At 31.1% G+C, this 24,080-nt stretch carries 29 protein-coding genes; 27 read left to right on the top strand and 2 right to left on the bottom strand.

Annotated elements, in window-relative coordinates:
* The first annotated feature begins 46 nt into the window (after nt 1-46).
* The 20 genes from EO083_RS06540 to EO083_RS06445 all read left to right on the top strand — a co-directional run bounded on the left by EO083_RS06540 (nt 47) and on the right by EO083_RS06445 (nt 16,088).
* A complete protein-coding gene (locus tag EO083_RS06540) occupies nt 47-340 on the top strand; it encodes a hypothetical protein (RefSeq protein ID WP_126993363.1) in 294 nt (97 codons plus the stop codon).
* The gene (locus EO083_RS06535; protein ID WP_126993362.1) at nt 340-996 is read left to right on the top strand and encodes a HesA/MoeB/ThiF family protein; all 657 of its coding nucleotides are present in this window, start codon (nt 340-342) and stop codon (nt 994-996) included. Before EO083_RS06540 ends, EO083_RS06535 begins: the two co-directional genes overlap by 1 nt.
* 40 nt (nt 997-1,036) lie before the next feature.
* On the top strand, nt 1,037-2,086 hold the full coding sequence (locus tag EO083_RS06530; protein ID WP_126993361.1) for a YfbR-like 5'-deoxynucleotidase: 1,050 nt from the start codon (nt 1,037-1,039) through the stop codon (nt 2,084-2,086).
* Between the two features lie 16 nt (nt 2,087-2,102).
* Nucleotides 2,103-2,711: a septum site-determining protein MinC gene (gene minC, locus EO083_RS06525; RefSeq protein ID WP_126993360.1), complete on the top strand. Its 609-nt coding sequence runs from the start codon at nt 2,103-2,105 to the stop codon at nt 2,709-2,711.
* The gene (gene secA / locus EO083_RS06520; protein WP_126993359.1) at nt 2,708-5,278 is read left to right on the top strand and encodes a preprotein translocase subunit SecA; all 2,571 of its coding nucleotides are present in this window, start codon (nt 2,708-2,710) and stop codon (nt 5,276-5,278) included. Before minC ends, secA begins: the two co-directional genes overlap by 4 nt.
* Before the next feature lie 4 nt (nt 5,279-5,282).
* Entirely contained in the window at nt 5,283-6,002 is a 720-nt protein-coding gene (locus EO083_RS06515) for a hypothetical protein (RefSeq protein ID WP_126993358.1), read from the top strand.
* Nucleotides 5,989-6,306, top strand: coding sequence for a Crp/Fnr family transcriptional regulator (locus tag EO083_RS06510; RefSeq protein WP_012580216.1), 318 nt, complete (start codon nt 5,989-5,991; stop codon nt 6,304-6,306). Before EO083_RS06515 ends, EO083_RS06510 begins: the two co-directional genes overlap by 14 nt.
* A 64-nt stretch (nt 6,307-6,370) precedes the next feature.
* The gene (gene mce, locus EO083_RS06505) at nt 6,371-6,778 is read left to right on the top strand and encodes a methylmalonyl-CoA epimerase (RefSeq protein ID WP_126993357.1); all 408 of its coding nucleotides are present in this window, start codon (nt 6,371-6,373) and stop codon (nt 6,776-6,778) included.
* A 14-nt stretch (nt 6,779-6,792) separates the two neighbouring features.
* Nucleotides 6,793-8,334 carry an acyl-CoA carboxylase subunit beta gene (locus tag EO083_RS06500; protein ID WP_126993356.1) on the top strand — a complete coding sequence of 514 codons (1,542 nt, stop codon included), beginning with the start codon at nt 6,793-6,795 and terminating at the stop codon, nt 8,332-8,334.
* A gap of 10 nt (nt 8,335-8,344) precedes the next feature.
* The gene (locus EO083_RS06495; protein ID WP_126993355.1) at nt 8,345-8,692 is read left to right on the top strand and encodes an OadG family protein; all 348 of its coding nucleotides are present in this window, start codon (nt 8,345-8,347) and stop codon (nt 8,690-8,692) included.
* Nucleotides 8,665-9,072 carry a biotin/lipoyl-containing protein gene (locus EO083_RS06490; protein WP_126993354.1) on the top strand — a complete coding sequence of 136 codons (408 nt, stop codon included), beginning with the start codon at nt 8,665-8,667 and terminating at the stop codon, nt 9,070-9,072. Before EO083_RS06495 ends, EO083_RS06490 begins: the two co-directional genes overlap by 28 nt.
* 11 nt (nt 9,073-9,083) lie before the next feature.
* Nucleotides 9,084-9,482 (top strand): cobalamin B12-binding domain-containing protein, encoded by a 399-nt coding sequence (locus EO083_RS06485; protein WP_126993353.1) that lies wholly within the window; start codon nt 9,084-9,086, stop codon nt 9,480-9,482.
* Nucleotides 9,483-9,484: 2 nt separating this feature from the next.
* On the top strand, nt 9,485-10,360 hold the full coding sequence (gene meaB / locus EO083_RS06480) for a methylmalonyl Co-A mutase-associated GTPase MeaB (RefSeq protein ID WP_126993352.1): 876 nt from the start codon (nt 9,485-9,487) through the stop codon (nt 10,358-10,360).
* 32 nt (nt 10,361-10,392) lie between these two features.
* On the top strand, nt 10,393-11,085 hold the full coding sequence (locus EO083_RS06475) for a tetratricopeptide repeat protein (RefSeq protein ID WP_126993351.1): 693 nt from the start codon (nt 10,393-10,395) through the stop codon (nt 11,083-11,085).
* 9 nt (nt 11,086-11,094) lie between these two features.
* Nucleotides 11,095-12,042 carry a PhoH family protein gene (locus EO083_RS06470; RefSeq protein WP_126993350.1) on the top strand — a complete coding sequence of 316 codons (948 nt, stop codon included), beginning with the start codon at nt 11,095-11,097 and terminating at the stop codon, nt 12,040-12,042.
* A complete protein-coding gene (locus EO083_RS06465) occupies nt 12,039-13,418 on the top strand; it encodes an HDIG domain-containing metalloprotein (protein ID WP_126993349.1) in 1,380 nt (459 codons plus the stop codon). Before EO083_RS06470 ends, EO083_RS06465 begins: the two co-directional genes overlap by 4 nt.
* Nucleotides 13,393-13,797, top strand: a complete 405-nt coding sequence (gene ybeY, locus EO083_RS06460) for an rRNA maturation RNase YbeY (RefSeq protein ID WP_126993348.1) — start codon at nt 13,393-13,395, stop codon at nt 13,795-13,797. Before EO083_RS06465 ends, ybeY begins: the two co-directional genes overlap by 26 nt.
* Complete coding sequence (locus EO083_RS06455; protein ID WP_241230000.1) at nt 13,778-14,611, top strand: DMT family transporter; 834 nt, start codon at nt 13,778-13,780, stop codon at nt 14,609-14,611. Before ybeY ends, EO083_RS06455 begins: the two co-directional genes overlap by 20 nt.
* Nucleotides 14,612-14,623: 12 nt before the next feature.
* The gene (locus tag EO083_RS06450) at nt 14,624-15,289 is read left to right on the top strand and encodes a DUF554 domain-containing protein (protein WP_206512279.1); all 666 of its coding nucleotides are present in this window, start codon (nt 14,624-14,626) and stop codon (nt 15,287-15,289) included.
* A 10-nt stretch (nt 15,290-15,299) separates the two neighbouring features.
* Complete coding sequence (locus tag EO083_RS06445) at nt 15,300-16,088, top strand: Rossmann-like and DUF2520 domain-containing protein (RefSeq protein WP_126993346.1); 789 nt, start codon at nt 15,300-15,302, stop codon at nt 16,086-16,088.
* Here the strand turns inward: EO083_RS06445 and EO083_RS06440 are convergent.
* Nucleotides 16,040-17,470, bottom strand: a complete 1,431-nt coding sequence (locus EO083_RS06440) for a phospho-sugar mutase (protein WP_126993345.1) — start codon at nt 17,468-17,470, stop codon at nt 16,040-16,042. The genes EO083_RS06445 and EO083_RS06440 overlap by 49 nt on opposite strands.
* Before the next feature lie 214 nt (nt 17,471-17,684).
* Between EO083_RS06440 and EO083_RS06435 the strand changes: the two genes are divergently transcribed.
* From EO083_RS06435 to EO083_RS06405, 7 genes are all read left to right on the top strand, one after another.
* The gene (locus EO083_RS06435) at nt 17,685-18,218 is read left to right on the top strand and encodes a cupin domain-containing protein (RefSeq protein ID WP_004101799.1); all 534 of its coding nucleotides are present in this window, start codon (nt 17,685-17,687) and stop codon (nt 18,216-18,218) included.
* 26 nt (nt 18,219-18,244) lie between these two features.
* Complete coding sequence (gene speD / locus EO083_RS06430) at nt 18,245-18,637, top strand: adenosylmethionine decarboxylase (protein ID WP_004101797.1); 393 nt, start codon at nt 18,245-18,247, stop codon at nt 18,635-18,637.
* 2 nt (nt 18,638-18,639) lie between these two features.
* Nucleotides 18,640-19,539: a polyamine aminopropyltransferase gene (gene speE, locus EO083_RS06425; RefSeq protein WP_126993344.1), complete on the top strand. Its 900-nt coding sequence runs from the start codon at nt 18,640-18,642 to the stop codon at nt 19,537-19,539.
* An 86-nt stretch (nt 19,540-19,625) separates the two neighbouring features.
* Nucleotides 19,626-20,648, top strand: coding sequence for an extracellular solute-binding protein (locus EO083_RS06420; protein ID WP_126993343.1), 1,023 nt, complete (start codon nt 19,626-19,628; stop codon nt 20,646-20,648).
* Between the two features lie 14 nt (nt 20,649-20,662).
* On the top strand, nt 20,663-21,754 hold the full coding sequence (locus EO083_RS06415; protein WP_126993342.1) for an ABC transporter ATP-binding protein: 1,092 nt from the start codon (nt 20,663-20,665) through the stop codon (nt 21,752-21,754).
* A gap of 2 nt (nt 21,755-21,756) precedes the next feature.
* Entirely contained in the window at nt 21,757-22,572 is an 816-nt protein-coding gene (locus EO083_RS06410; protein WP_012580205.1) for an ABC transporter permease, read from the top strand.
* Nucleotides 22,569-23,339: an ABC transporter permease gene (locus EO083_RS06405; RefSeq protein ID WP_126993341.1), complete on the top strand. Its 771-nt coding sequence runs from the start codon at nt 22,569-22,571 to the stop codon at nt 23,337-23,339. Before EO083_RS06410 ends, EO083_RS06405 begins: the two co-directional genes overlap by 4 nt.
* Here EO083_RS06405 and rsmD read toward each other — a convergent pair.
* Entirely contained in the window at nt 23,322-23,870 is a 549-nt protein-coding gene (rsmD, locus tag EO083_RS06400) for a 16S rRNA (guanine(966)-N(2))-methyltransferase RsmD (protein ID WP_241229999.1), read from the bottom strand. The genes EO083_RS06405 and rsmD overlap by 18 nt on opposite strands.
* Nucleotides 23,871-24,080 lie beyond the last annotated feature (210 nt).

Here is a 24,080-nt window from a genome sequence, read left to right as displayed (position 1 = left end):
AAATTATATAATAGATATATAAAATAATCAAAAGGTGGTGAAAAAGATGTTGGTAAAATTTGTCGGAAGCATAAAATATTTACTCGGTAAAAGTAGTATAGAAGTTGATTTTAAAGGCCAAAATGATTTAAATTATTTATTCAAGAAAATAAGTAAAAAGCTCAACAAAGAAGTTCTAATAAAAATAGACAAGGAAAATAAAAAAACTTTTTTGATAATAAATGATACACAACCGATAAAACTTTCTGTTGTAATACTGAATAATGGTGAAAATATATTGAGAAAAAACAAAATAGAAAATGGCGAATTAGCAATTATATTACCGGTAGGTGGTGGATAATGCTTGATATTTCAAGACATAAAAAATTAATAGGCGGACTAAATCTTAAAAATATAAAAATATTAGTAGCAGGTGCTGGAGGATTGGGATCTACCGTCCTTAATAATCTTGTAAGAATAGGCTTTGAAAACATAATTATTTATGATCCTAAAATAATAGATCCTCCAGACCTAAACAGACAAATTCTTTATAACCAAGAAGATCTATATGAAAACAAAGCAATTATAGCATTGAGAAAGCTTAAAAAAATAAATCCAAATTGCAATATTAAAGCAATAGATAAAGCTCTTCCCACCTACTTTAACGAAAAGGTAGATATTGCTTTTGATTGTATGGACAATATTGAGGGACGATTAGTTTTAGAAAAAATCTGCCAAAAGCTACAAATACCAATGATACATGGAGCTGTCCAAGAATTTTCTGGGCAGGTTACGGTAATAATACCTCAAGTTACAAAATCTCTTTTAGACATATACGAAGGATTTGACATTCCAAAAACTCCACAGGTATTTCCTTCAACAGTTCTTGTTACTGCATCAATTCAAGTTTCTGAAGCTATTAAAATTCTTAAAGGTGATTTTAAAAATGCACTGGTTAATAAAATTCTCTTTTTTAATCTGTTATATAACGACTTTGAAATTCTACAACTAAATTAAAAGTGTGTTAGAATAGATAATATAAAGGAGGTTGTTAACTTTGGGATACGGAAAACTCATCTTTATGCTTGGTAATTTATTTACAATTCAAAGGTGGAACAACAAACCAGCAATTGTAAAATTTTCCGAAGCTGATAATGCCTACACTACGTTGCTAATATCATTTGCATTAAGAGATTACTATAAATTAGATATTGAGCCTTCTTTAAAATGGAGACTGAATAGGATACTTCCTAAGCTCGTACTCTCAGACGTTTCCCTTGAATTAAAAGAAAGAATTGAAAGATTATCACCGGATGTCTGGGAAAAAGTAAGAGAAAAAGCTTTCATAGAACTGTATAATATAGTTGACAAAAGTTCTATAACAAATATAACTTCAGAAAAGTTTGATCCAATCGACAAATTTTCTGATATCTCAACAAGTCTTTTTGAAGCAAAGGTCAACGGAAAAGTTTTCGATTTTAACAAGCCAATAAAGGAACTCGAAGAAAAGCTACAACCATATTTAAAGGATTTCTCTGAAGTTTCAGATATACCTAAATTAATATTTTCAATAGCTTTAAACATGATTTCAATGACACGGTGGAATAGAATGTACAGAAACATAAAATCTACAGTTGCAGGTCATTCTTTTGTGGTTACAACAATTGCTTATATCATCTCTGTACAACTTGGCCTTAGTAAAGATGAAAAAGAAGAGATAATAAAAAAGGCACTTCTTCATGACCTTCCTGAAGCTTTTACAGGAGATGTAATAACTCCTACAAAAAAGAAAACCCCAGAACTTGATTCTCTTGTATCATTAGTTGAAAAACAAATGTTTAATGAATGGGTTAAAGAAAATAAACCACTTAGTCACTTAGAAAAATATGAAGATTTTGCAGCTGATCCATTTTCAGGAGATACTGGGAAAATAGTAAGGACAGCCGATCTTTTTGCTGCATTGCTTGAATGTGCTCTTGAAATTTTTTCTGGAAATAAGGAAAAGTTATTCCAAAGTGTATTTTTCGACTTAAAAAAGACTCTGAAAAAATTTAAAGAAATTGATCTCGGTCAATGGATTGACGAAATCGAAGAAATAGTTTTTTAGTTAGGGGGGAGCTCTCTTGTTTAATTTAAAAATCTTTAAATCTGGAATTGTTTTTTACATTGATAAATATGAAAAATTAGACACATTATTTAAAGAGATTGACAATAAAATGCATGATATAAGACAGTTTTTTGATGATAGCGAAAAAATAATGATCAAAATTGAAAATTTTAAGGAAAAAATTAATGATATTCCTAAAATAATTGAAAAATTTGAAAGTTATAATCTAAAAGTTAAAGGAATATTGACTGAACATTATGATGAAAAAGAAACTCCAATAAAAAGAGAAGAAGATAAAGAAACAACTCTAATTATAATTAAAAATATAAGATCAGGTCAAAAACTAAATCACACAGGCCATCTAATAATTGTAGGTAACGTACATTCTGGATCTGAAATAATTGCAAATGGCTCTATTGTAATTTTTGGCCAATGTAGTGGAATTGTACGTGCAGGTATTAAGATTAAGCCTTCATATATTCTTGCGCTCTCAATGAACACTCCTCTAGTTCAAATTGGAGAAGTAAAACATCAGGTAAACAATAATTATAAAAATCCAGTCTTTATTTATGAAAAAGGAGGAAAATTATTTTTCGATGAGTTTAAAAAGGAGGAAGAATTGTGAAATTATTCGACAAAAATGAAAGGGTTATAAAAAAATATTGGAAAAAAGTAAATAAAATCAACAAGATAAACCTTGAAAGTAAAAAATTAACTGAATTAATTAATTTCTTGAAAACAATTAAAGAAAATATTACACTTGAAAATATTGACGAATATCTTCCAGAAGTTTTTGCAATAGTAAGAGAAGTATCCAAACGAGTAATTGGATTAAGACCATTTGATGTACAACTTATAGGTGCAATGGTTCTCCATGAGGGGAAAGTTGCAGAAATGAAAACAGGTGAAGGAAAAACTCTAGTTGCAACTATGCCGGTTGTATTAAATGCACTACTTGGAAAAGGAGTTCATCTTGTAACTGTAAATGATTATCTTGCAAAAAGAGACGCTATGTGGATGGGTCCTATATATCTTGCTTTGGGACTTAGAGTCGGCGTCATAAACACACAAAACAAATCATATGAAGTTATTTGGAAAAATGAAGAACTTGCAAAAAAGGCGTTAAATGAAAATTTGAGTATTTGGCCTCAAGGTTTTAATGGAGAATTTCTTGAAGATGAAACCAAAAATAAAGAAGCACTGGAAGCTTATCAGGTTGAATTGAAAGAAATAAGCAGAAAAGAAGCATATGAATGTGATATAACATACGGGACAAATACAGAGTTTGGATTTGATTACTTAAGAGATAATCTTGTAATTGACCTGGAAGATAGAGTTCAAAGAGGACATTTTTATGCGATAGTGGATGAAGTAGATAGCATCCTTATAGACGAGGCAAGAACTCCTTTAATAATAAGTGGTCCATCAAAAACAAAAGCTTCAGATTATATTCGCTTCAATCAAATTGCCAAAAAGCTTGTAAAAGACAAGCATTTTACTATAGACGAGCAGAAAAAATCTGTAATATTAACAGACGAAGGTATTGAATATATCGAAAAACTTTTAAATATAGAAAATCTCTATGACCCTGAACACGTTAATAAAATGTATTTCTTACTAAATGCTTTAAAAGCACATTACCTGTTTAAAAAAGATGTAGATTATATTATACATAACGGCGAGATTGTAATAGTAGATGAATTCACAGGTAGGCTTCTTCCAGGAAGAAGATACAGCGGAGGACTTCACCAAGCTATTGAAGCAAAAGAAGGAGTTAAAATCAAAGAAGAGTCAGTTACTTATGCAACTATAACATATCAGAATTACTTTAGAATGTATGAAAAACTTTCCGGTATGACAGGAACTGCTAAAACAGAGGAAGAAGAATTTAAACAAATATACGGTATGGAAGTAGTTGTTATTCCAACTCACAAACCAATGATCAGAATAGATAAAGACGATTTAATTTACAGAACAGAAGACGAAAAATTTGAGGCAGTCGTAAAAGAAATTAAAAAACGCTATGAAAAAGGACAACCTGTTTTAGTGGGTACAACATCCATTGAAAAAAGTGAAAGATTGAGTAAAATGCTAAGCAAAGAAAAAATACCTCACAACGTTTTAAATGCAAAACATCATGAAAAGGAAGCTCAAATCGTTGCATTAGCTGGCCAAAAAGGTTCAGTTACAATTGCAACTAATATGGCCGGTAGGGGTACAGACATTAAATTAGGCCCCGGTGTAAAGGAGTTAGGCGGGCTACTTATAATCGGAACTGAAAGACATGAAAGTAGAAGAATAGATAACCAACTTAGAGGTAGAGCTGGAAGACAAGGTGACCCAGGTGAATCTATATTCTTCTTGTCCTTAGAAGATGATATTATAAGAATATTTGGTGGAGAAAAACTTGAAAAAATAATGAATCTAGTAAAAATTGAAAAAGGTGAGCCAATATATCATCCTATGCTTACAAAATTAATAGAAAGGGTTCAAAAAAAGGTTGAAAGTATAAATTTTGGAATAAGAAAAAATTTACTTCAAATGGATACTGTTTTGGACACACAAAGAAGTGCAATATATAGTTATAGAGAATATTTACTTTCAGGAAATATCGATGAACACTTCAACGATGCAATAGATGATTTTATTGAAAGAAGACTTGAAGAATTTTGTGAAAAAGGTGTTTGCAATATAGAAGAAATAAAAGAATCTTTAAAAATATTAAATATTAGCCTTGATAAACTGCCTGATACTAGAAGTGAACTAAAAGAATATCTAAAAAATCTTTTAATAGAAAAATTTGAAAATAAAAAGGAAGAATTGGGAGAAGATTTTCCAAAAATTGGAAAGTTCATAGCGTTACGTGTAATAGACGAAAATTGGAGACAGTACCTTGAAGAAGTTGAACACGTAAAAGAAGCGGTAAGCCTTAGAGCGTATGGCCAAAAAGATCCAATCTTGGAATTTAAAAAGGAAACATTTAGAATGTTTGATGAGATGATGGCAAAAATATTTGAACAAACTATAATTTATACGCTAAACATTAGAAAAATAACTGATGAAGCCGAAAAAGAGTCAGAAAACGAGCTGAAAAAAATAAATACCCAACACGATGAATTTACACTTGTAAATAGAAAAGAGAGAAGAGTTGCAGAAAAGAAAGGAAAAAAGAAATTAAAAGTCAAGAGGTGAAATAATGAAAATCCAGGGAATTATTTTCACTACAAATGAAGTACCAAGAAAACTTTATAAATTAAAAAGTGGAAAAGTACGGGAATTAAAAAAATCTGGCCCTGTAATATTAAACCCTGGTGATTATATTGCACTTGCTGAATATTTACTAGAAATTCCTCTTTTTGGTGATGTCTCTGCTATCGAAGAATCGGAAATTGAAGAGGTAGAATTATCAGATGAATTTGAAAACATTTTAAAAAGATTAATTGAATTAAGAAAAAACAAAAATGCTGAAGAAAATTTTTCTTTAGAAGACTTCGTAATTGACGAGGAGAATATTGATAATGTAATAGAAGAAGTAGAAACACTTTTGTCGCTTACTTCAGATAATCTACCCGACGATGAAGAAGCAGCTATAAATCTAATTGAATCAATAGATGATTCAAAAATGATCACAAAAGTAAATTATATAAAAAGCTTTTTCAAAAAATTCCCAAACTCAAAACTTGGCGGAGATCTCATATTGGACACTGCAAAGAAAGTTTATTCCACACTTGGAGATAGATATATAGCAAAACTACTTTGTAAGAAAATAATTTTACATTATTCAGATGATTTAGAATTATGCCACAATGCACTAAATTTATTAGCACTTGTTTACAAAGAAGAAGGAAATGTAATGTGGCTTACTTATTCGGAAATTGCCAAGCATGTTGAGGTGATGTTAAATGAAAACAAATGAGATAAAAAAAGGAGAAAAAATATTTGAGGAAGGTCAAGAGGCAAATTCAGTTTATTTAATAAAGTCTGGCGAAGTAGTAGTAAAATTTGGTCAATTAGAAGAAAAACTCGAAAAAAATGACGTTATTGGAATTGAGTCACTAATTAATGAAAATTATACAGAAAGCGCAATTGCTCATACAGATGTAAAATTAACCGAATTAACTCCCGAAGAGTTTAAAGAATTATATAGTGGCACCGATGTTGAAAAAAAAGCTATTAAATCATTTACTAAAAGGACAATGAAGCTGCTTGGCTGGCTTTAATCGTAATTTTCTAAATTTGATTAACTACCTTAGCAATGTTAAAATTTTAGCGGAGGTGATGATTTTGAAGTCAAATAAAATAGATCACATTGGCATAGCAGTAAAAGATGCCAAAGAAAGATTGAAACTTTACAAAGATTTTCTTGGGCTTGAAGTTAGCGGAGAAGAAGAACTACCAGAAAGAGGATTAAAAGTATACTTTGTAAAAATTGGCGAAACAAGATTCGAATTGCTTGAACCACTTAATGAAAATTCTGAAATTTCATCATTTTTAGAGAAAAAAGGTGAAGGAATTCACCATGTAGCTATTAATGTATCAGGCATTGATGAAGCTGTAGAACTTGCAAAAAATCTTGGTTTTAAACCACTTTCAGATGAACCAAAGAAAGGTGCTGGAGGAACTAAGGTACTGTTCTTACATCCAAAAACAACTGGCGGCGTGTTGTTAGAATTAGTAGAAGGAAATCACTAAAAGGAGGAAAAATGATGGAAGAATTGATAAAAAAACTTAAAGAATTAGAAGAAAAAATTGAATCTGGTGGAGGAGAAAAACAGATTGAAAAGCAACATAAAGCAGGAAAATTAACTGCAAGAGAAAGGATTGCTCTTTTATTTGACGAAGGCACTTTCGAAGAAATTGATAAATTTGTAAAACATAGGAACACTAATTTTGGACTTGATAAAAAAGAATTACCCGCAGATGGAGTAATTGTTGGAATTGGAAAAATTAATGGAAGACCTGTCGCAGCATTCTCACAGGATTTCACAGTAATGGGTGGCTCTTTAGGAGAAATGCATGCAAAAAAAATCGTTAAAATAATGGATCTTGCAATGAAACTTGGAATACCAATTATAGGAATTAACGATTCAGGTGGCGCAAGAATACAAGAAGGCGTTGATGCCTTGTACGGTTATGGTGAAATATTCTTTAGAAATACCCTTGCTTCAGGAGTAATACCTCAAATTACAATTATTGCCGGTCCATGTGCTGGAGGTGCAGTCTATTCACCAGCAATTACTGATTTTGTAATAATGGTTGACAAAACTGCTCAAATGTTTATCACCGGCCCAAATGTAATTAAAGCAGTTACAGGTGAAGAAATAAGCAAAGAAGATCTTGGAGGAGCTTTCATTCACAATTCAAAAAGTGGTAATGCACACTTTGTAGCACAAAGCGATGAAGATGCAATTAATATTGCAAAAAAATTACTTTCATATATTCCACAAAATAATATGGAAGAACCATTCGTGTCATCTTCTACACAAGATTTAGATATTGATGACTCAATACTCAATATTGTTTCACCAGATTCTAAAAAAGGATACGATGTTAAAAATGTTATTAAGAAAATTGTAGATAATGGCGAATTCTTAGAAGTTCACAAACATTTTGCAAAGAACATAGTAGTAGGTTTTGCAAGGATAAATGGTTATCCAGTAGGTATAATTGCAAACCAACCAAATGTATTTGCAGGTGTTCTTGATATTGATTCTTCAGACAAAGCTGCAAGATTTATAAGATTCTTAGATGCATTTAATATTCCTATTGTCACATTTGTAGACACTCCAGGATATCTTCCAGGCACTAAACAAGAACACGGTGGAATAATACGCCACGGAGCTAAATTACTTTATGCATATAGTGAAGCAACTGTTCCAAAAATAACAATAATATTAAGGAAAGCCTTTGGTGGAGCATATATAGCAATGGGAAGTAAACACCTTGGTGCAGACTTTGTTGCAGCTTGGCCAACAGCCGAAATTGCAGTTATGGGGCCTGAAGGTGCTGCAAATATTATTTTTAAACGCGACATTGAAAATTCTGAAAATCCTGAAGAAACCAGAAAACAAAAGATTGAAGAATATAAAAATGCATTTTCAAACCCATATGTAGCTGCTTCAAGAGGTTATATTGACGCAGTAATAGATCCAAGACAAACTAGAAGATTTATTGCTCAATCTCTAGAATACGGAAAAACAAAAGTTGAACCAAGGCCAAAGAAAAAGCATGGAAATATACCATTATGAGGTGAAATAAATGCAAATGTTTATAATTACATTTATAGGTCTTGTAACAGTATTTATAATATTTTTCATTCTATATTTCGTTTTCTTGCTTTTTGGATTTTTCTCAAAAAAAGCTTCTATGAAATTACCTAAAAAAATTCACTCTCAAGAAGTAACAAACGAAAAAAATATTCTACTTGAGAGTGAAGAAAGTGAAGAAGAAATCGCAGCTGTCATGGCTGCTATATACGCGTTAATGGGGAGTAATATAAGAATAATATCTGTATCAAAGAAAAACAGAAAAAGAGAATGGACCTTCTGGAAAAAAACTGGATGGAGAGGTGTAAAAGGATGGTCAGAAAGTTCAAGGTTAGAGTAAACGGAAAAGAATACACAGTAGAAGTTGAAGAATTAGGTGGCTCTCAATCGATTCAAAGCGCTCCAAATCCTGAGCCAGTTGTCGAAAATGAAACAAAGCCAATACAACCTCAATCAAATGTTGAAGAAAAACCTGCTCCAAAACAAGAAGTAACAACCCCATCTTCTGGAGCAAAAGTTGTTGCCCCAATGTCAGGAATAGTATTAAAAGTTTTAGTTTCAGTTGGGCAAAAAATTAATTCAGGCGATAAAGTGGCCATTTTGGAAGCTATGAAAATGGAAAATGAAATTATCTCTGAATTTTCCGGAACTGTTAAAAATGTATTGGTTAAAGAAGGAGACAACGTAGATACCGGTCAAGTATTAATTGAACTTGAATAGGGGGAGAAAACATGGAAAAAAAGATAAGAGTACTAATTGCTAAACCAGGACTTGATGGTCATGATAGAGGAGCTAAAGTTGTATCAAAAGCATTGAGAGACGCTGGTATGGAAGTAATATATACAGGTCTTAGACAGACTCCAGAACAAATAGTCAAAGCTGCTATCCAAGAAGATGTTGATGTTATAGGACTTTCAATACTTTCTGGAGCACATATGAGTATTTGCAAAAAAGTATTAGAGCTTATGAAAGAAAATGGTATAGAAAATATTCCCGTATTTGTTGGTGGAATAATTCCAGAAGATGATGCAAGAGAACTTAAGAAAATGGGAATAAAAGAAGTTTTTGGTCCTGGGACACCCCTTTCAATAATTGTAGAAAAAATAAAAGGACTTTTTGCGGAGGTATAGAATTGAACGAATTAATTGAAAAATTAAAACAAAAAGATCAAAAAGCATTGGCAAAACTTATAACGTATGTTGAAAACAATGAAGATACATCTTTTATAGAAGAATTGCCATCTTCAGGGTCAAAAATTATTGGAATCACTGGAAGTCCTGGTGCAGGAAAAAGTTCACTTGTTGATGCTATAATTACAAAGTTAAGAGAGGCTGGTAAAACAGTCGGTATTATTGCAATAGATCCTTCCAGTCCTTTCACTGGTGGTGCATTCTTAGGTGATAGAATAAGAATGAAAAAACATTTTCTGGACGATGGAGTTTTCATTAGAAGTATGGGAAGTGGTAATAGTCTTGGCGGGCTTAATGAGAGTATATTTGATGTAATAAAATTGATGGATACATTCGGTTTTGATTATATACTTATAGAAACGGTAGGGGCAGGACAAAGCGAAATTGACATTGTATTTGCATCGGATGTGGTAATATTGGTTTTATCTCCAGGAAATGGTGATGAAATTCAACTATTAAAGGCTGGTATAATGGAAATCGGTGATATTTATGTTATAAATAAAGCAGATTTAGATGGTGCAAATTCGCTAAAAGTACAATTGGAATATACATTATCATTTTCCAATGTTAAAAAGCCTATCATAGAAACTATTGCAACTTCTGGAGTAGGGGTGGATAAATTAGTTGAGAGTATAAACGATTGTTTTTATAACTTTTCAAAAAACGGAGAGTTAAAAAAACGCCTAAATAGAAGGATTAAAAAACATGCTGAAACAATAGTTTTAAAGAAGGTCAAACATATTATCAATAGCAAAGAAACCAAGAGTGTATCATCATTAGTAACGGAAACAATAAAAAGTTTGTGTAATATGGTATAATTGCTTAAAAACGGGGGATAGGGGGAGTTTCTATGAAAAAAGTTGCTCTTATTTTTTTGATTCTTTTATCTAGTGTATTTTTTTCAAATAGTCTTGAAGAAAATTTTATAAAAGCAAGAAATTTTCATGACATTAACTTAATAAAAGAAGTTATATCAGATGCGAAAAAAGAACAAAATAATGTCATTTACGCAGAAGCTTTGATGGAATATGCACTATGGGGAGATTCCGAAGACAAAGAAAAATTGTATACTGAAGCACTTGAAGTTATTAAAAAAGAAATTGAAAAAGATCCAAATAATGGTAGAGCATATTATGTTGCAGGGGCTATAGTTGGAAGATTGGCTCAGTATAAAGGAATCGTTCAAAGTCTTTTTATGTTAAATGATTTTGACAACTACATCGAAAAGGCTATTGAAATTCTTGATGATAACTTTTATAAAGGACTTGCATTAATTGCAATGGGAATGAGATTTAGAGACGTTCCATGGCCTTTGAGAAGCTATAAAAAAGCAGAAAAATACTTACTTGATGCATTGGAAGTATTACCAAATTATCCAAATATACACCTAGAACTTGGAAAATTATATGAAAAAATGGGAAAAATTGAAGAGGCAAAAAAAGAATATGAAATAGTTATAAATTCAAATGCTCATCCACTGTTAAATGCTACACATGAAGAAGCAAAAGAAGAAGCAAGGCAACTTTTGCAAAATTTAAAGTGAGGTGCTTACGTGTTAAAAAAGATATCTATACCAAAAGACGTATTTGTCGTTGAAGTGTTTGGGCAATACGATAATAGACTGAGATATTTGAAAAAGAAATTCGGACTTGAAATTAGTTTAAGAGGAAATGATATATTTATTCGAGGTGATGATGAAAAGAAAATTGAAATTGTAGAAAGTATAATAAAAGAGATGATTAATATTACTCGTGATGGTCATTTGTTAGATAAGCATGAATTTGAATACCTTGTTTCTGAAAAAGAAGAGGAAACTCAAGAAGAAGCTCTTTCAAATGTTGTTACAAAAACCATTGCTCGAGGTAGGGTAAAACCAAAAACAAAGGGACAAAAGGCCTATATTGATGCAGTAGAAAAAAATGATATAGTGTTTGTAATTGGACCTGCTGGAACTGGAAAGACGTACCTTGCCTCTGCACTTGCTGTAGATTATTTAAGAAGCGGGAAAGTTAGTAGAATAATATTAACACGCCCTGCAGTCGAAGCAGGGGAAAAGCTTGGTTTTTTACCAGGTGATCTTTCTGAAAAAGTTGATCCTTATCTAAGGCCATTATTTGATTCATTAATGGATATGTTGCCCCTAGAAAAGTTTATATCTTATAGAGAAAAAAATATAATAGAAATTGCTCCTCTTGCATATATGAGAGGTAGAACCTTAAATAATGCATTTATAATACTTGATGAAGCCCAAAATACAACTTACGAACAAATGAAAATGTTTCTTACAAGAATTGGTTTTAATTCAAAGGCGATTATAACTGGAGACATAACACAGATTGATATTAGAGAAAATTCAGGGCTTGTAATGGCAGAAAAAATTCTTAAAGGAATTGAAGGTATTGGTTTTGTCTATCTTAGCGAAGCAGATGTTGTTAGACATCCTCTTGTAAAAAAAATAATAAAAGCTTATGAAGTTTATGAAAAAGGGGTAAAAGAGTGAAAAAAATACCGTTAAAAAACTTTGATGGTGTAATTGTTTCTTTCATTACTGTTGCTTTATTAAACTTCTTTGATTTTAATATTATAAAAGCAATTTACGAACTTATTTTTTTAATTATTGTTTGGTATTTAGTAATAGAAAAAGTGTTTGAAGAAGTCTTTTATTTTAGACTACACAAAATATACAAAAATACTTTTTATTTCCTTTTTATTTTTGGCGTATTTATAACTTATATTTCAATCAAGCGCTTTGATTTAACACTTTCTCCTTTTCTAATATCTTCTTTGCTTCTAACGCTATTAACTTCGTATATAGCCGGATTTTCTGCAGGAATCCTACAAAGTATTCTAATAGCTTTTCATATAAATGATTTTTACAGCGCTATATACATGATATCTCAAATATTATTAATGAACTATTTGATAAGGAATATAAACAGAAGAATAGAGATTGCTAAATCTGCCGTTTTCACCTCTTTGCTATCATTTGTATTACTTCTTGATCAAATTCCTCTAAAACCGTTATATTTAAATATCTACGACATTTCCTACGGAGTTTTAAATCCTTTCATTTCAACTATAATAATACTTGGTACTCTACCATATATAGAATATTTTACAAGAATATACTCGAATATCGGGCTTTCAGAACTTGCAAACATGAATCATCCACTTTTAAAAAGACTGTCTCTTCAAGCACCTGGAACATATTATCACAGTATCATGGTAGCAACCCTTGCTGAAGCAGCAGCAGAAAGGATTGGTGCTAATTCAACTTTTGCACGTGTTGCTTCATATTTTCATGACATAGGTAAAATGATAAGACCTTATTTCTTTGTAGAAAATATTCCAGACAATCAAGAAAATCCTCATGATAGCATAAGTCCTTTCTTAAGTCATCTTATTCTAGAAGATCATGTTAAATCAGGTATAGAATTAGCAAGAAAATATAGACTTCCTTTAACAATAGAATTTATAATACCGCAACACCACGGTACAAGAGTACAAAAATATTTTTATCATAAAGCAAAAGAACTTGAAGAAAATGTATCTGAAGATTCATTTAGATATCCTGGTCCAAAACCACAATTCAAAGAAGCTGGAATAATAATGCTTGCTGATAGCGTAGAGGCCGCATTAAAGAGTTTAAATTCTTCAAATTATCAAAGAATAAAAGACTTGGTAGAAAATATTGTTTCATCTATTTACAATGAAAGGCAATTAGATGAATCCGGGTTAAATCTAAAAGAATTGGAATTGATAATAGATGAATTTATAAAAGTTATTGTAAATATCACAAAAGCAAGAATAGAGTACCCTAAAGAAGAAATCAAAAAGGTGGTGCAGGCAAATGATAACAACAAACAAACAAATTGAAGAAGGATACTTAAAATATATGGATAAAATTCTAAAAAATGAAATAGGTAAAGATGTTAATGTAAATTTGGTCTTTATCGATAAAGATGAAATTGAAAAATTAAACAACCAGTATAGAAATATAAGTGCTCCAACGGATGTACTAACTTTTGTATACGGTGATGACGATTTATATGCAGAAATATTCGTATGTGAAGATGTTATAAAAGAAAATGCCGAGAAATTTTCTAATACCTTTGAAAAGGAATTACTTACAGTTCTAATACACGCAGCATTGCATGTTGCAGGCTATGACCATGAATATGATACAACCAATGCAAAAGAAATGTTTAAAAAACAAGAAGAGTACTTAAAAAAGTATGATGTGGATAACAATTAGAATTATTTTGCTAGGTTTTGAAAGAATTTTTGGAAAAATATTAACTAAAAATTCTTCCCCAATTATATCTGCATGGGGGTTTTTTGGTTTTTCAACTTTAATGTTTTTGCCTTTTTTAAATTATCTCAATTTTGATATAATAAAAGTATCTTTAATAAGCGGAACAATATATTCTTTTTCTTTTTTCTTATATATGTATGCACTATCAAATGAAGATGTTTCAGTTATAGCGCCACTTTATAACATAAATGCTATATTTTTAATTTTTATTAGCTTTTTGTTTTTAAGTGAAAAAATTACCATACAAAAAATTGCTGGTAGCATTTTAATGATATACGGTGTTTCATATCTAAAAAAAGAAAAATCAATCTCAAGTTCATACAAAAATATTTTAAAAAGTAAAGGCGCAGTCGCCATGATTATTTCTTCTCTACTTATGGCTATAGGTAGAGTCGTCGATGGATTTCTTACCACATCATTTAACAAACTTGGCTATTCCCTTGGAGTTTATTTAATAATTACGATATACTTTTTTACTGTAAGCCTTTTACCACATAAAAATGTAAAGGTACATATAGACTATACAAGGAAAAATATAATATATCTATTATTAGGTGGTTTTTGTAATGCATATGCCTATTTTGCGCTGCTCATGGCTTTCAAATACATGGATGTTAGCATTGCAGAACCTGTATCCATGATTTCAGCATTAGTTTCTGTAGTATTTTCTTACATTTTCTTTAAAGAAAAAATTAAAGTGAGAATATTTGGAACAATTTTACTAATTTCAGGAGCATTTGTAATATACCTTTAGGAGGTGAAAAATATGCTTACTCCCGTTGTAAACGCAATAGCGATTGTTATAGGAAGTTTAATTGGAATGATCTTAAAAAAAGGATTTCCGGAAAACATTAGAAAAATTCTATTTTTTGCAGTTGGACTAAGTACAATTGGTATGGCTATAAATATGATAATAAAGGCCAATAACTTTTTAATAGTGTTAGGTTCTATGGCTATTGGTGGAATAATTGGAGAACTAATAAATATAGAAGGTAAATTAAAAAAAATTGGTGATAGTATTAAAGAAGGTGATTTTTCAACAGGTTTTGTTGCATCTTCAATTCTTTTTTTAGTAGGGCCACTGACAATTATTGGTTCTATTACCGCAGGGCTTACCAAAGATGGCTCATTAATTTATATGAAATCACTACTTGATGGAATCTCTTCAATAGTTCTTTCATCAATATATGGACTCGGGGTTATGTTATCCGCTATTTCGGTATTATTGGTTCAAGGTACTATAGTGTTACTCTCTTCAAAGCTTTCTTTTTTAACCAATCCTTTATATTTAAATGATTTAGTTGCAGTAGGTGGAGTGATGGTACTCGGTATAGGATTAAAAATACTCGATATTAAGGATACAAAAGTTGGAAATTTTCTTCCAGCACTTTTTATATCACCAATATTAAGTTTTTTAACTAGCTTATTTTAGGGGGGAAATTATGAAAATAAACATAGTTGGAGTTGGAAAAGTTACTACTGCAATTTCATTCAATTTAAAAGATAAAGTAGATATTGGGTACATAGTTTCAAGGGACTTAAACAAAGCAAAAAAACTTTCTGATGAACTTGGAAAAGGTATTCCAGTAACATATAATGACAATTTTAAATTTGAAGATATAGTACTTGTAGGTTTAAACGATTCAATTTTACCAGATTCTGTTGACCTAATTAAAAATTTTGTTTCCGAAGGTAACACTGTAATCCATTTTAGTGGATTCCATCCCTCAACGATATTTCCAAAAGAATGGAATCCAGCATCAATACATCCTAATTGCCCTGTTTTAGGTAAAATGACAAGTTTTAAAGATATTGTATTTGGAATTGAAGGAAATACAAAAATTGCAAAAGAAATAGTAAAGTTGCTTGGTGGAAAATATTTTGAAATCCCTTCTGAATCAAAAGTTCTCTATCATCTTTCTGCTGTTTTAATGAGCAACTTTCCACTTGCACTTGTATATCTTGCTGAAAAATTTTATAAAAACGCGAATTTACCACATGAAATGTTCCTTGAAGTTATGGAAAGTCTTCTAAAAACAACAATTGAAAATGTTAAAAAAAATGGGACCTTAAACTCTATAACTGGTCCCATTTACAGAGAAGATGTGGATATTGTAAACGTTGAAATGGAAATATTTTGCAGTACTTTTCCTGAGCTATGTAATCTTTTTGATGGATTTATTCAGATCATACTCTCAATGAAAGAAGAAAAGGAATCCGAAAGTTCTTGAAGCCTTTTTTCAGCATATTCCCTATTATCTGAGTGAACCATAACATAAGCTTTTAGTTTTGGTTCAGTTCCAGATGGTCTAACAAAAATAGATGCATTTTCAAATTCTAACTTTATAGTTTCATTAGGTTCAATATCTTTGTATCCCTTTGAATAATCTAGTATATTAGCATCATATGGGATATTCCCTTCTTTAATTTTTTTATACAGTTTTTTTGCAATTGAAAGTTCTTTAAATTTAAAATTCAACAATTTTTCAAAATAATAGCCATATTTTTCATACAAATGATTCAATCTTTCAATTAAATCATAGTGTTTTGCAACAGATGCAATTAAAGCAGAACCTATTACTGCATCTTTGTCCCTTGCTATATCACCTGTAAGATAACCACAACTTTCCTCAAAACCAAATAAAAATTTATAACTACTTTTTTCTGCAAGATCTCCAATAAATTTAAACCCTGTTGGAGTCTCAAATAGTTTTACTCCTTTTTCTTCACACATTGGCTTTACCATATTGGTGGTAACAATAGTTTTTATAATCATGGATGATTCATCTGCATCTTTTAATAAATAATCTGCTAATAAAACTCCTACTTGATTTCCCGTAAGTCTTTTACCTTTCCAAACAACCCCCACTCTATCACAATCAGGATCAGTGGCTATTGCTAAATCTGCACTGTACTGTTTTTGATACTTATACAACAACACCAACGCCTCGTCATCTTCAGGGTTTGGTGTAGTAACCGTTGGAAAATTACCATCTGGAACCATTTGTTCCTCTACTTTAATGACTTCTGCCCCCAATTTTTCTAAAACTTTAACTACGGGGAATGCACCTGTACCATGAAGAGGAGTATAAACTACCTTAAGACCACTCAAATCTGTAGAAATTAATTCTACTACTTTATCAATATAAACATTTAAAATATCATCTCCAACAAATTCATAATTTTCTGATAAATTTATTGGTAAATTCCAAGCGTTTTCTACATACTTTGATAATACATTAGTTACACTTGGCACTGCCTGAACTCCGTTTGAAGTATAAACTTTGTATCCATTGTATTCTGGTGGATTATGACTTGCTGTAATTACAAGTCCCATGTCATATTTTAGATATCTAACTGCAAACGATAAAACAGGTGTTGGTACAGGTCTATCAAAAATTTTAACTTCGTGATTATCCGCAGAAAAAACTTGAGCCGCTAATTCTGCAAATTTTCTTGAATTGTTTCGAGTATCATATGCTATTATAACTTTGTTAAGATTATTATCTTTCATGTAATTTGAAACACCCTTACTTGCAACCATAACAGTTTTTTCATCAAATTCTCCCTCTCTCATAATTCCACGTATCCCACCAGTACCAAACAATATCACCATCTTCTCCTCCTTTCACTATTCTATTCATTTATTATACATTATACATGACTACTTTCAAATAACAATTTTCTATATGTGCGCTATCAATATCAAATTTGTTACATTAAAGTTACCCTTTTTTCACACAAAAAATAGCAATTTGGTTATATAATATGTTCTGTATCATAGACATATTTTGTTCAGTATTATAGACATCACATGGGGTGGGATATTGAAATTAGGTAAGAAAATAAAGACTTTACGCATTGCAAGGGGGTACACGCAAGAAGAATTAGCAGACAGATGTGATCTTTCAAGAAGTTTTATTTCTCAACTTGAAAATGATCAGGTATCACCTTCGATAGACACTTTAGAAAGAATTTTAAGGGTTCTAGGCAGCGATTTAAAAACTTTCTTTTCTACAGATAAAAGACAAGAAAAAATAGTATTTAAAGCAAGTGAAAGAGTTCCAATGTACCTGGATGAATACGGAATAAAAGGATATATACTCATGGACAATATCGAAGATAAATCAATTGACCCGAAACTTATTGAATTAGCACCAGGTGCTGAAACAGAAGAAGAAGATCCACATGAAGGCGATGAATTTGGATACGTAATAAGTGGAAAGTTAGAATTAATTTTAGATGGAAAAGTATATAAAGTAAATCAAGGCGACTGTTTTTACTACTGTTCAGATAGAAAGCATAAAATAAGAAACCCATATGAAAAGAGTGTAAAATTTCTCTGGATAGATATAGAATAAAAATCTTTAAAAGGGGAGGGATTGTTATGAAGAGCTTAGGAAGACATATCATAGCAGAATTTTATGACTGTGATAAGGAAATTCTTGATAATGTTGAAAAAATCGAGCAATCAATGAAAAACGCAGCGTATGAAACTGGTGCTACGCTAGTTAACTCCTCATTCCATAGATTCCTCCCTTACGGAGTAAGTGGAGTAGTTGTTATATCAGAATCTCATTTAACAATCCATACATGGCCTGAATACGGTTACGCCGCTGTAGATTTGTTCACATGTGGAGACGATGTAGATCCATGGAAGGCTTTTACATATCTAAAAGAAGTTTTGAAATCTCAGAGAGTACATGTTGTAGAACATTTAAGGGGAAAATACGACGAAATCGGAATTCCAGAAAATTCCCCACATAAAATGGAGGTGTAAGCATGTCCGAAGAAAAAATAATCGATGGAATGCAATATGGCTTTGTACCTAATAGACATCTCTGGTACTTTGAATATTATACTCCAGGAAATTGTGGTATTTTCATGAAAATGAATAGACATCTTTATAGTGCGCAAAGTAAATATCAAAGAATAGATATTTTTGAAACAGACTTCTTTGGTAGAGTCTTTTCATTAGATGGAATTACAATGACTACAGAAAAGGATGACTTTTTCTACCACGAAATGCTAGTTCATGTTCCAATGTTCATGCACCCAAACCCAAAAAAGGTATTAGTAATTGGTGGTGGTGACGGTGGAAGCGTAAGAGAAGTATTGAAACACAAAAGTGTAGAAAAAGTTATAATGTGTGAAATTGACGAAATGGTTGTCGAAGCAGCAAAAAAATATCTCCCTGTCACAGCTTCAAAATTGGATGACCCAAGGGTAGAACTTGTCTTTGAAGATGGCTCTCAATTTGTAAGGAATTTTAAAAATGAATTTGATGTAATTATAATTGATTCAACAGATCCAACAGCAGGTGAAGGTGGACATTTATTTACTGAAGATTTTTACAAAGCATGTTTTGATGCCCTCAAGGAAAATGGTACACTTTCTGCCGAATCAGAAGATTGGTTGTATGATGGTGCCTGGTTAAGACTTGCATATTCTAGAATAAAGAAAGTATTCCCTGTTACAAAACTATATCTTGGATTTATGCCAACTTATCCAAGTGGTATGTGGGGTTACACATTTGCATCAAAAGGAATTGATCCTATTAAAGACTTTGATCCTGAAAAAGTTAAGAACTTTGGTGAAGAATTAAAATACTACAACGAAGAAATTCACAAAGCTGCGTTTGCCTTACCAACTTTCTTAAAAAAGGAATTAGAAAATTTATAATGTATAAATTAATTTAATAATCTCTTGGATGGACAAGTTGTCCATCCATTTTTATTGAAAAAATATCGCAAAGGAGGTCTTAAAAAATGAAAAAATTCTGGATTACCTTAATATTGATTGCCGTTGTTGTAGTTGTTACATTTATTGCTATTCCTAAAAAGAAAGTACTTTACATATACAACTGGGAAGAATACATTCCAGAAGAAGTAATAAAATCCTTTGAAGAAAAATACAATTGTAAAGTGGTTTACGATTCTTTTGCTTCAAATGAAGAAATGTATGCAAAAATCAAAGCTGGTGGTGGTGGATACGATATAGTTTTCCCATCGGGAGATCACGTATCAATAATGAAAAAAGAGGGTTTACTATTAAAACTAGATCTTTCAAAAATACCTAATTTTAAATATCTAGACAAAGAAATACTTTCAAAAACAATTTATGATCCAAACCACGAGTATAGCATACCATACATGCTAGGATCTACAGGAATTGCTGTTAACAAAAAATATGTAAAAGATTATGAACACTCATGGTCTATATTTGAAGATGAAAGATTGAAAGGAAAAATGACACTTCTTGATGATATGAGAGAAGTATTTGGTGGAGCACTAAAATATCTAGGATATTCTGTTAATACAACCAATCCTAAAGAAATAGAAGAAGCAAAACAATTGATACTTAAATGGAAAAAAAATATTGTAAAATTTGATGCATCCTCATACGCAAATGGAATAGTAAACGGTGAATACTGGGTAGTCCATGGATACGGTGAAGATATATTCCAGAGAGTTCCAGAAGGCGAAGAAGATAATTTTGATTTCTTTATTCCAAAAGAAGGTGGAACTTTATGGATCGATAACATGGTTATACTCAAAGATGCAAAAAATGTTGATCTTGCATACAAATTTATAAATCACATTCTTGACCCTAAAAATGCTGCAATAATTGCAGAATTTTTAGGACTTCCTTCACCAAATACAGAAGCAAGAAAATATATTACAAGCAAACCTATTTATACTTTAGAAGATCTCAAAAACTGTGAATTTATAAATGATTTAGGCGATGCAATAGAATTATATAACAAAGCATGGCAAGAAATAATTATGTAAAAAGGTGAAAAAGAATGATAGGAAGTCATGTGTCAATTAAAGGGATTAATAAATGGTTTGGAGATTTTCAAGTATTAAAAAATGTTAACCTTGAAATCAAAAAGGGAGAATTTTTCTCCCTTCTTGGTCCTTCCGGTTGTGGTAAAACAACTCTTTTGAGAATAATAGCAGGTCTTGAAAACGCTGATGAAGGAGATATAAAATTTGACGATGTTTCTATTCTTTCTATACCTCCTCATAAAAGACCTGTAAATACAATCTTCCAAAACTATGCACTCTTTCCACATTTAAACGTATTTGAAAATATTGCTTTTTCATTGAGATTAAAAAAATACTCAGAAAATGAAATAAATGAAAAAGTTGAAAAATTACTAAACTTAATCAGATTGGAAGAACATGCATATAAAAAACCTAACCAACTCTCAGGTGGGCAAAGGCAAAGAGTAGCCATTGCAAGAGCTCTTGCGAATGAACCTAAAGTTCTTTTGCTTGACGAACCTGTAAGTGCCCTTGATGCTAAACTTAGACAAGAGTTATTAATTGAACTTGACAATTTGCACGATCAAGTTGGAATAACTTTTATATATGTAACCCATGACCAGGCTGAAGCAATAAGTATTTCTGACCATGTAGCTGTAATGAACGAAGGAAAGATAGTACAATATGGTACACCATATGAAATTTATGAAAGCCCTGCTGATAAGTTTGTTGCAACCTTCATTGGGGAAACAAATTTAATGAAAGCTACCGTTCTGGAAATAAATGAGGAACTACTAAAAATCGAAGCACCTGGCATAGGAGAATTCTATTGTTATAAAGATAAAGAAGTAAAGAAAAAAAATCAAATACTTCTCACCTTGCGGCCTGAAAAGATTAAAATTTCTAAAAAGCCTTTAACCGGTAAAAATGTATTTCACGGAATTATCGAAGAAGAAATTTACATGGGATATCAAACAAGATATTTTGTAAAACTTGACAATGGTTTTATTTTAAGAGTATACAAACAACATGTAAATTATCTTCTCGATGAACCTATTTTGACTTGGAAAGACGAAGTATTTGTTAGCTGGGATCCTAATGACAGTTTTATTGTTGAGGTGAACTAATTGTGAAATACGTTTCTGGATACAGTATATGGTTAGTTCTTTTTTTCATAGTTCCCGTTTTAATAGTACTCAGCTTTAGTTTTATGGAAAAATCCACATATGGCGGAGTAGAATTTTCCTTTTCTTTGGAAGGTTATAAATCACTTTTTTCCATAGGCTACTTAAAAATTTTATGGCGAAGCATATGGATCTCACTTGTAGCAACTTTACTAACAATTTTACTAGCACTACCTGTTGCATACTACATTGCAAATAGTAAAATAAAAGACTTATTACTTTTACTTGTTGTAATCCCATTTTGGACAAATTCACTAATAAGAATCTATGCATGGATATTTGTTTTAGGAAATAACGGTATCATTAATCAACTTTTAAGAAAAATAGGGTTAGTAAATGACTACATACAGTTTCTTTATAATCCTTATGCAGTAATTCTAGTTATAGTCTATACTTATTTGCCATATGCAATTATTCCACTCTTTGCTTCTATAGATAGACTTGAAAAATCAATATTGGAAGCAGCTTTTGATCTAGGATGTAACAAAACTAAGGCTTTTTTCAAGGTTTTAATTCCTAATATTAAGAGTGGACTTATAACTGCTACCTTATTTGTTTTCATACCTGCTCTTGGTTCTTATGCTATCCCAGATCTTGTTGGAGGAGTAAACTCAAAAATGATAGGTAACGAAATTGTAAGGCAACTTACTGTGGCGAAAAATTGGCCTGCAGCTTCTGCAATCTCTTCTATACTAACTCTTGCAACACTAATTGGTGTGTTACTATTTGTAAAATCTACTCAAAAGGAAGTGCATACATGAAACCTGGGGCACTATCAAAAACAATTACAATTTTTACTTTTGTATTTTTCTATGTACCAATCTTTATTGTTATTCTATTTTCTTTTAATAACTCTAAGTCTCCAGTATGGACAGGTTTTAGTTTGCACTGGTATAAAGAACTATTCTTTGATTCATACGATGTATGGAGAGCATTTTTTAACTCTATATTAGTTGCTGTTAGCTCAAGTTTAGTAGCAACAGCGCTTGGAACTTTAGCTGCAATAGGGCTTTATTGGGAAAAGTTTAGAGGTAAAAGTACAATTTGGATTATTTCCTATCTTCCTCTAATAATTCCAGATATAATAATAGGTGTTTCTCTACTTATATTTTTTGTCATGTTAAAGATTCGCCTAAGTTTGCTTACAATCTTTATTGCACACACTACTTTTTCTCTTTCATATGCTATGATGATTGTTTATTCGAGACTTCAAGACTTTGAATACAGTATCGTTGAAGCAGCATACGACTTGGGAGCAACAAAAAGTGTTGCATTGTATAAAGTAATAATTCCTGTGGCATTCCCTGGAATCCTAGCAGCATTTTTCATGTCTTTTACTTTGTCGATTGACGATTTTGTTATAACTTTCTTTGTTGCAGGGCCTGGTTCTACAACATTACCTCTTAAAATATATTCGATGATAAGATTTGGAATTTCACCGACAATAAACGCTATATCTACATTGCTTCTTGTTGGAACAATTGCAATAAGTCTAACAATGAAGAAATACTTAAAGTACATCTTTTAACTTAAATAAATCGATCAATACATCCCCATATTTTTTTGAAGATAGCACCTCCAAATAATCAGGAGGTGTTAATTTTTCTTTTTTAGAATGCTCAACAATAAGAATGCTATCTTCTTTTAGCACATTACCAACAAAGTTTAGTAATTCATTAACTATTCCAAGGTTAAAAGGCGGATCCATAAAGACAATATCAAATTTTTCTTTTGCACTTTTTAAAAATATCCTTGCATCTTTTTTTATTACTTTTATTTTATCTTTCACATTTAAATTTTTTGCATTTTTTTCAATTGTCTTTATAGATTTTACTGAAACATCCACAAAAAATACATTGCTTGCTCCATTACTCAAAAATTCAAATCCCACCACTCCACTACCTGCACAAAGTTCAAGAACTGTCTTTTCTCTTAAATTAAGCATGCTTACAAGTGCCAACCTTACTTTTCCCGGTGTATATCTTGTATTTGCATTTGGAACTAGTTCAACTTTTCTACCTTTTAATTTTCCGGATTCAATATATAACAAGCAAATCACCCCTTTGCACTTATATATTTTATCAAAATTATTATTGTATTAATTTGACTTATCTGTTTCATTTTTTGTATAATAATAGTTGGACCCTGGCCAATGTAAAAAGTAGGTTAAATTAGAATATAAAAAAAGGGCTACACCTGCTAAAATTATTTTTGTACTAAAAATACCCACATTTAAGGAGGTGTAGCCCCTGAAAAATATTCACTTCAA

The organism is Thermosipho globiformans, from assembly GCF_003990895.1.
GTDB lineage: Bacteria > Thermotogota > Thermotogae > Thermotogales > Fervidobacteriaceae > Thermosipho > Thermosipho japonicus.
This window is presented reverse-complemented; position numbering and strand designations above follow the sequence as displayed.

Excerpts from the sequence above, each read along its gene's own strand:
- EO083_RS06415 (WP_126993342.1), top strand. The coding sequence starts at position 20,663 with ATGATAGGAAGTCATGTGTCAATTAAAGGGATTAATAAATGGTTTGGA.
- EO083_RS06515 (WP_126993358.1), top strand. The coding sequence starts at position 5,283 with ATGAAAATCCAGGGAATTATTTTCACTACAAATGAAGTACCAAGAAAA.
- speE (WP_126993344.1), top strand. The coding sequence starts at position 18,640 with ATGTCCGAAGAAAAAATAATCGATGGAATGCAATATGGCTTTGTACCT.
- EO083_RS06500 (WP_126993356.1), top strand. The coding sequence starts at position 6,793 with ATGGAAGAATTGATAAAAAAACTTAAAGAATTAGAAGAAAAAATTGAA.
- speD (WP_004101797.1), top strand. The coding sequence starts at position 18,245 with ATGAAGAGCTTAGGAAGACATATCATAGCAGAATTTTATGACTGTGAT.
- EO083_RS06490 (WP_126993354.1), top strand. The coding sequence starts at position 8,665 with ATGGTCAGAAAGTTCAAGGTTAGAGTAAACGGAAAAGAATACACAGTA.
- EO083_RS06445 (WP_126993346.1), top strand. The coding sequence starts at position 15,300 with ATGAAAATAAACATAGTTGGAGTTGGAAAAGTTACTACTGCAATTTCA.
- EO083_RS06405 (WP_126993341.1), top strand. The coding sequence starts at position 22,569 with ATGAAACCTGGGGCACTATCAAAAACAATTACAATTTTTACTTTTGTA.
- EO083_RS06495 (WP_126993355.1), top strand. The coding sequence starts at position 8,345 with ATGCAAATGTTTATAATTACATTTATAGGTCTTGTAACAGTATTTATA.
- EO083_RS06535 (WP_126993362.1), top strand. The coding sequence starts at position 340 with ATGCTTGATATTTCAAGACATAAAAAATTAATAGGCGGACTAAATCTT.
- EO083_RS06540 (WP_126993363.1), top strand. The coding sequence starts at position 47 with ATGTTGGTAAAATTTGTCGGAAGCATAAAATATTTACTCGGTAAAAGT.
- EO083_RS06485 (WP_126993353.1), top strand. The coding sequence starts at position 9,084 with ATGGAAAAAAAGATAAGAGTACTAATTGCTAAACCAGGACTTGATGGT.
- EO083_RS06455 (WP_241230000.1), top strand. The coding sequence starts at position 13,778 with ATGATGTGGATAACAATTAGAATTATTTTGCTAGGTTTTGAAAGAATT.
- EO083_RS06475 (WP_126993351.1), top strand. The coding sequence starts at position 10,393 with ATGAAAAAAGTTGCTCTTATTTTTTTGATTCTTTTATCTAGTGTATTT.
- EO083_RS06420 (WP_126993343.1), top strand. The coding sequence starts at position 19,626 with ATGAAAAAATTCTGGATTACCTTAATATTGATTGCCGTTGTTGTAGTT.
- EO083_RS06510 (WP_012580216.1), top strand. The coding sequence starts at position 5,989 with ATGAAAACAAATGAGATAAAAAAAGGAGAAAAAATATTTGAGGAAGGT.
- EO083_RS06450 (WP_206512279.1), top strand. The coding sequence starts at position 14,624 with ATGCTTACTCCCGTTGTAAACGCAATAGCGATTGTTATAGGAAGTTTA.
- ybeY (WP_126993348.1), top strand. The coding sequence starts at position 13,393 with ATGATAACAACAAACAAACAAATTGAAGAAGGATACTTAAAATATATG.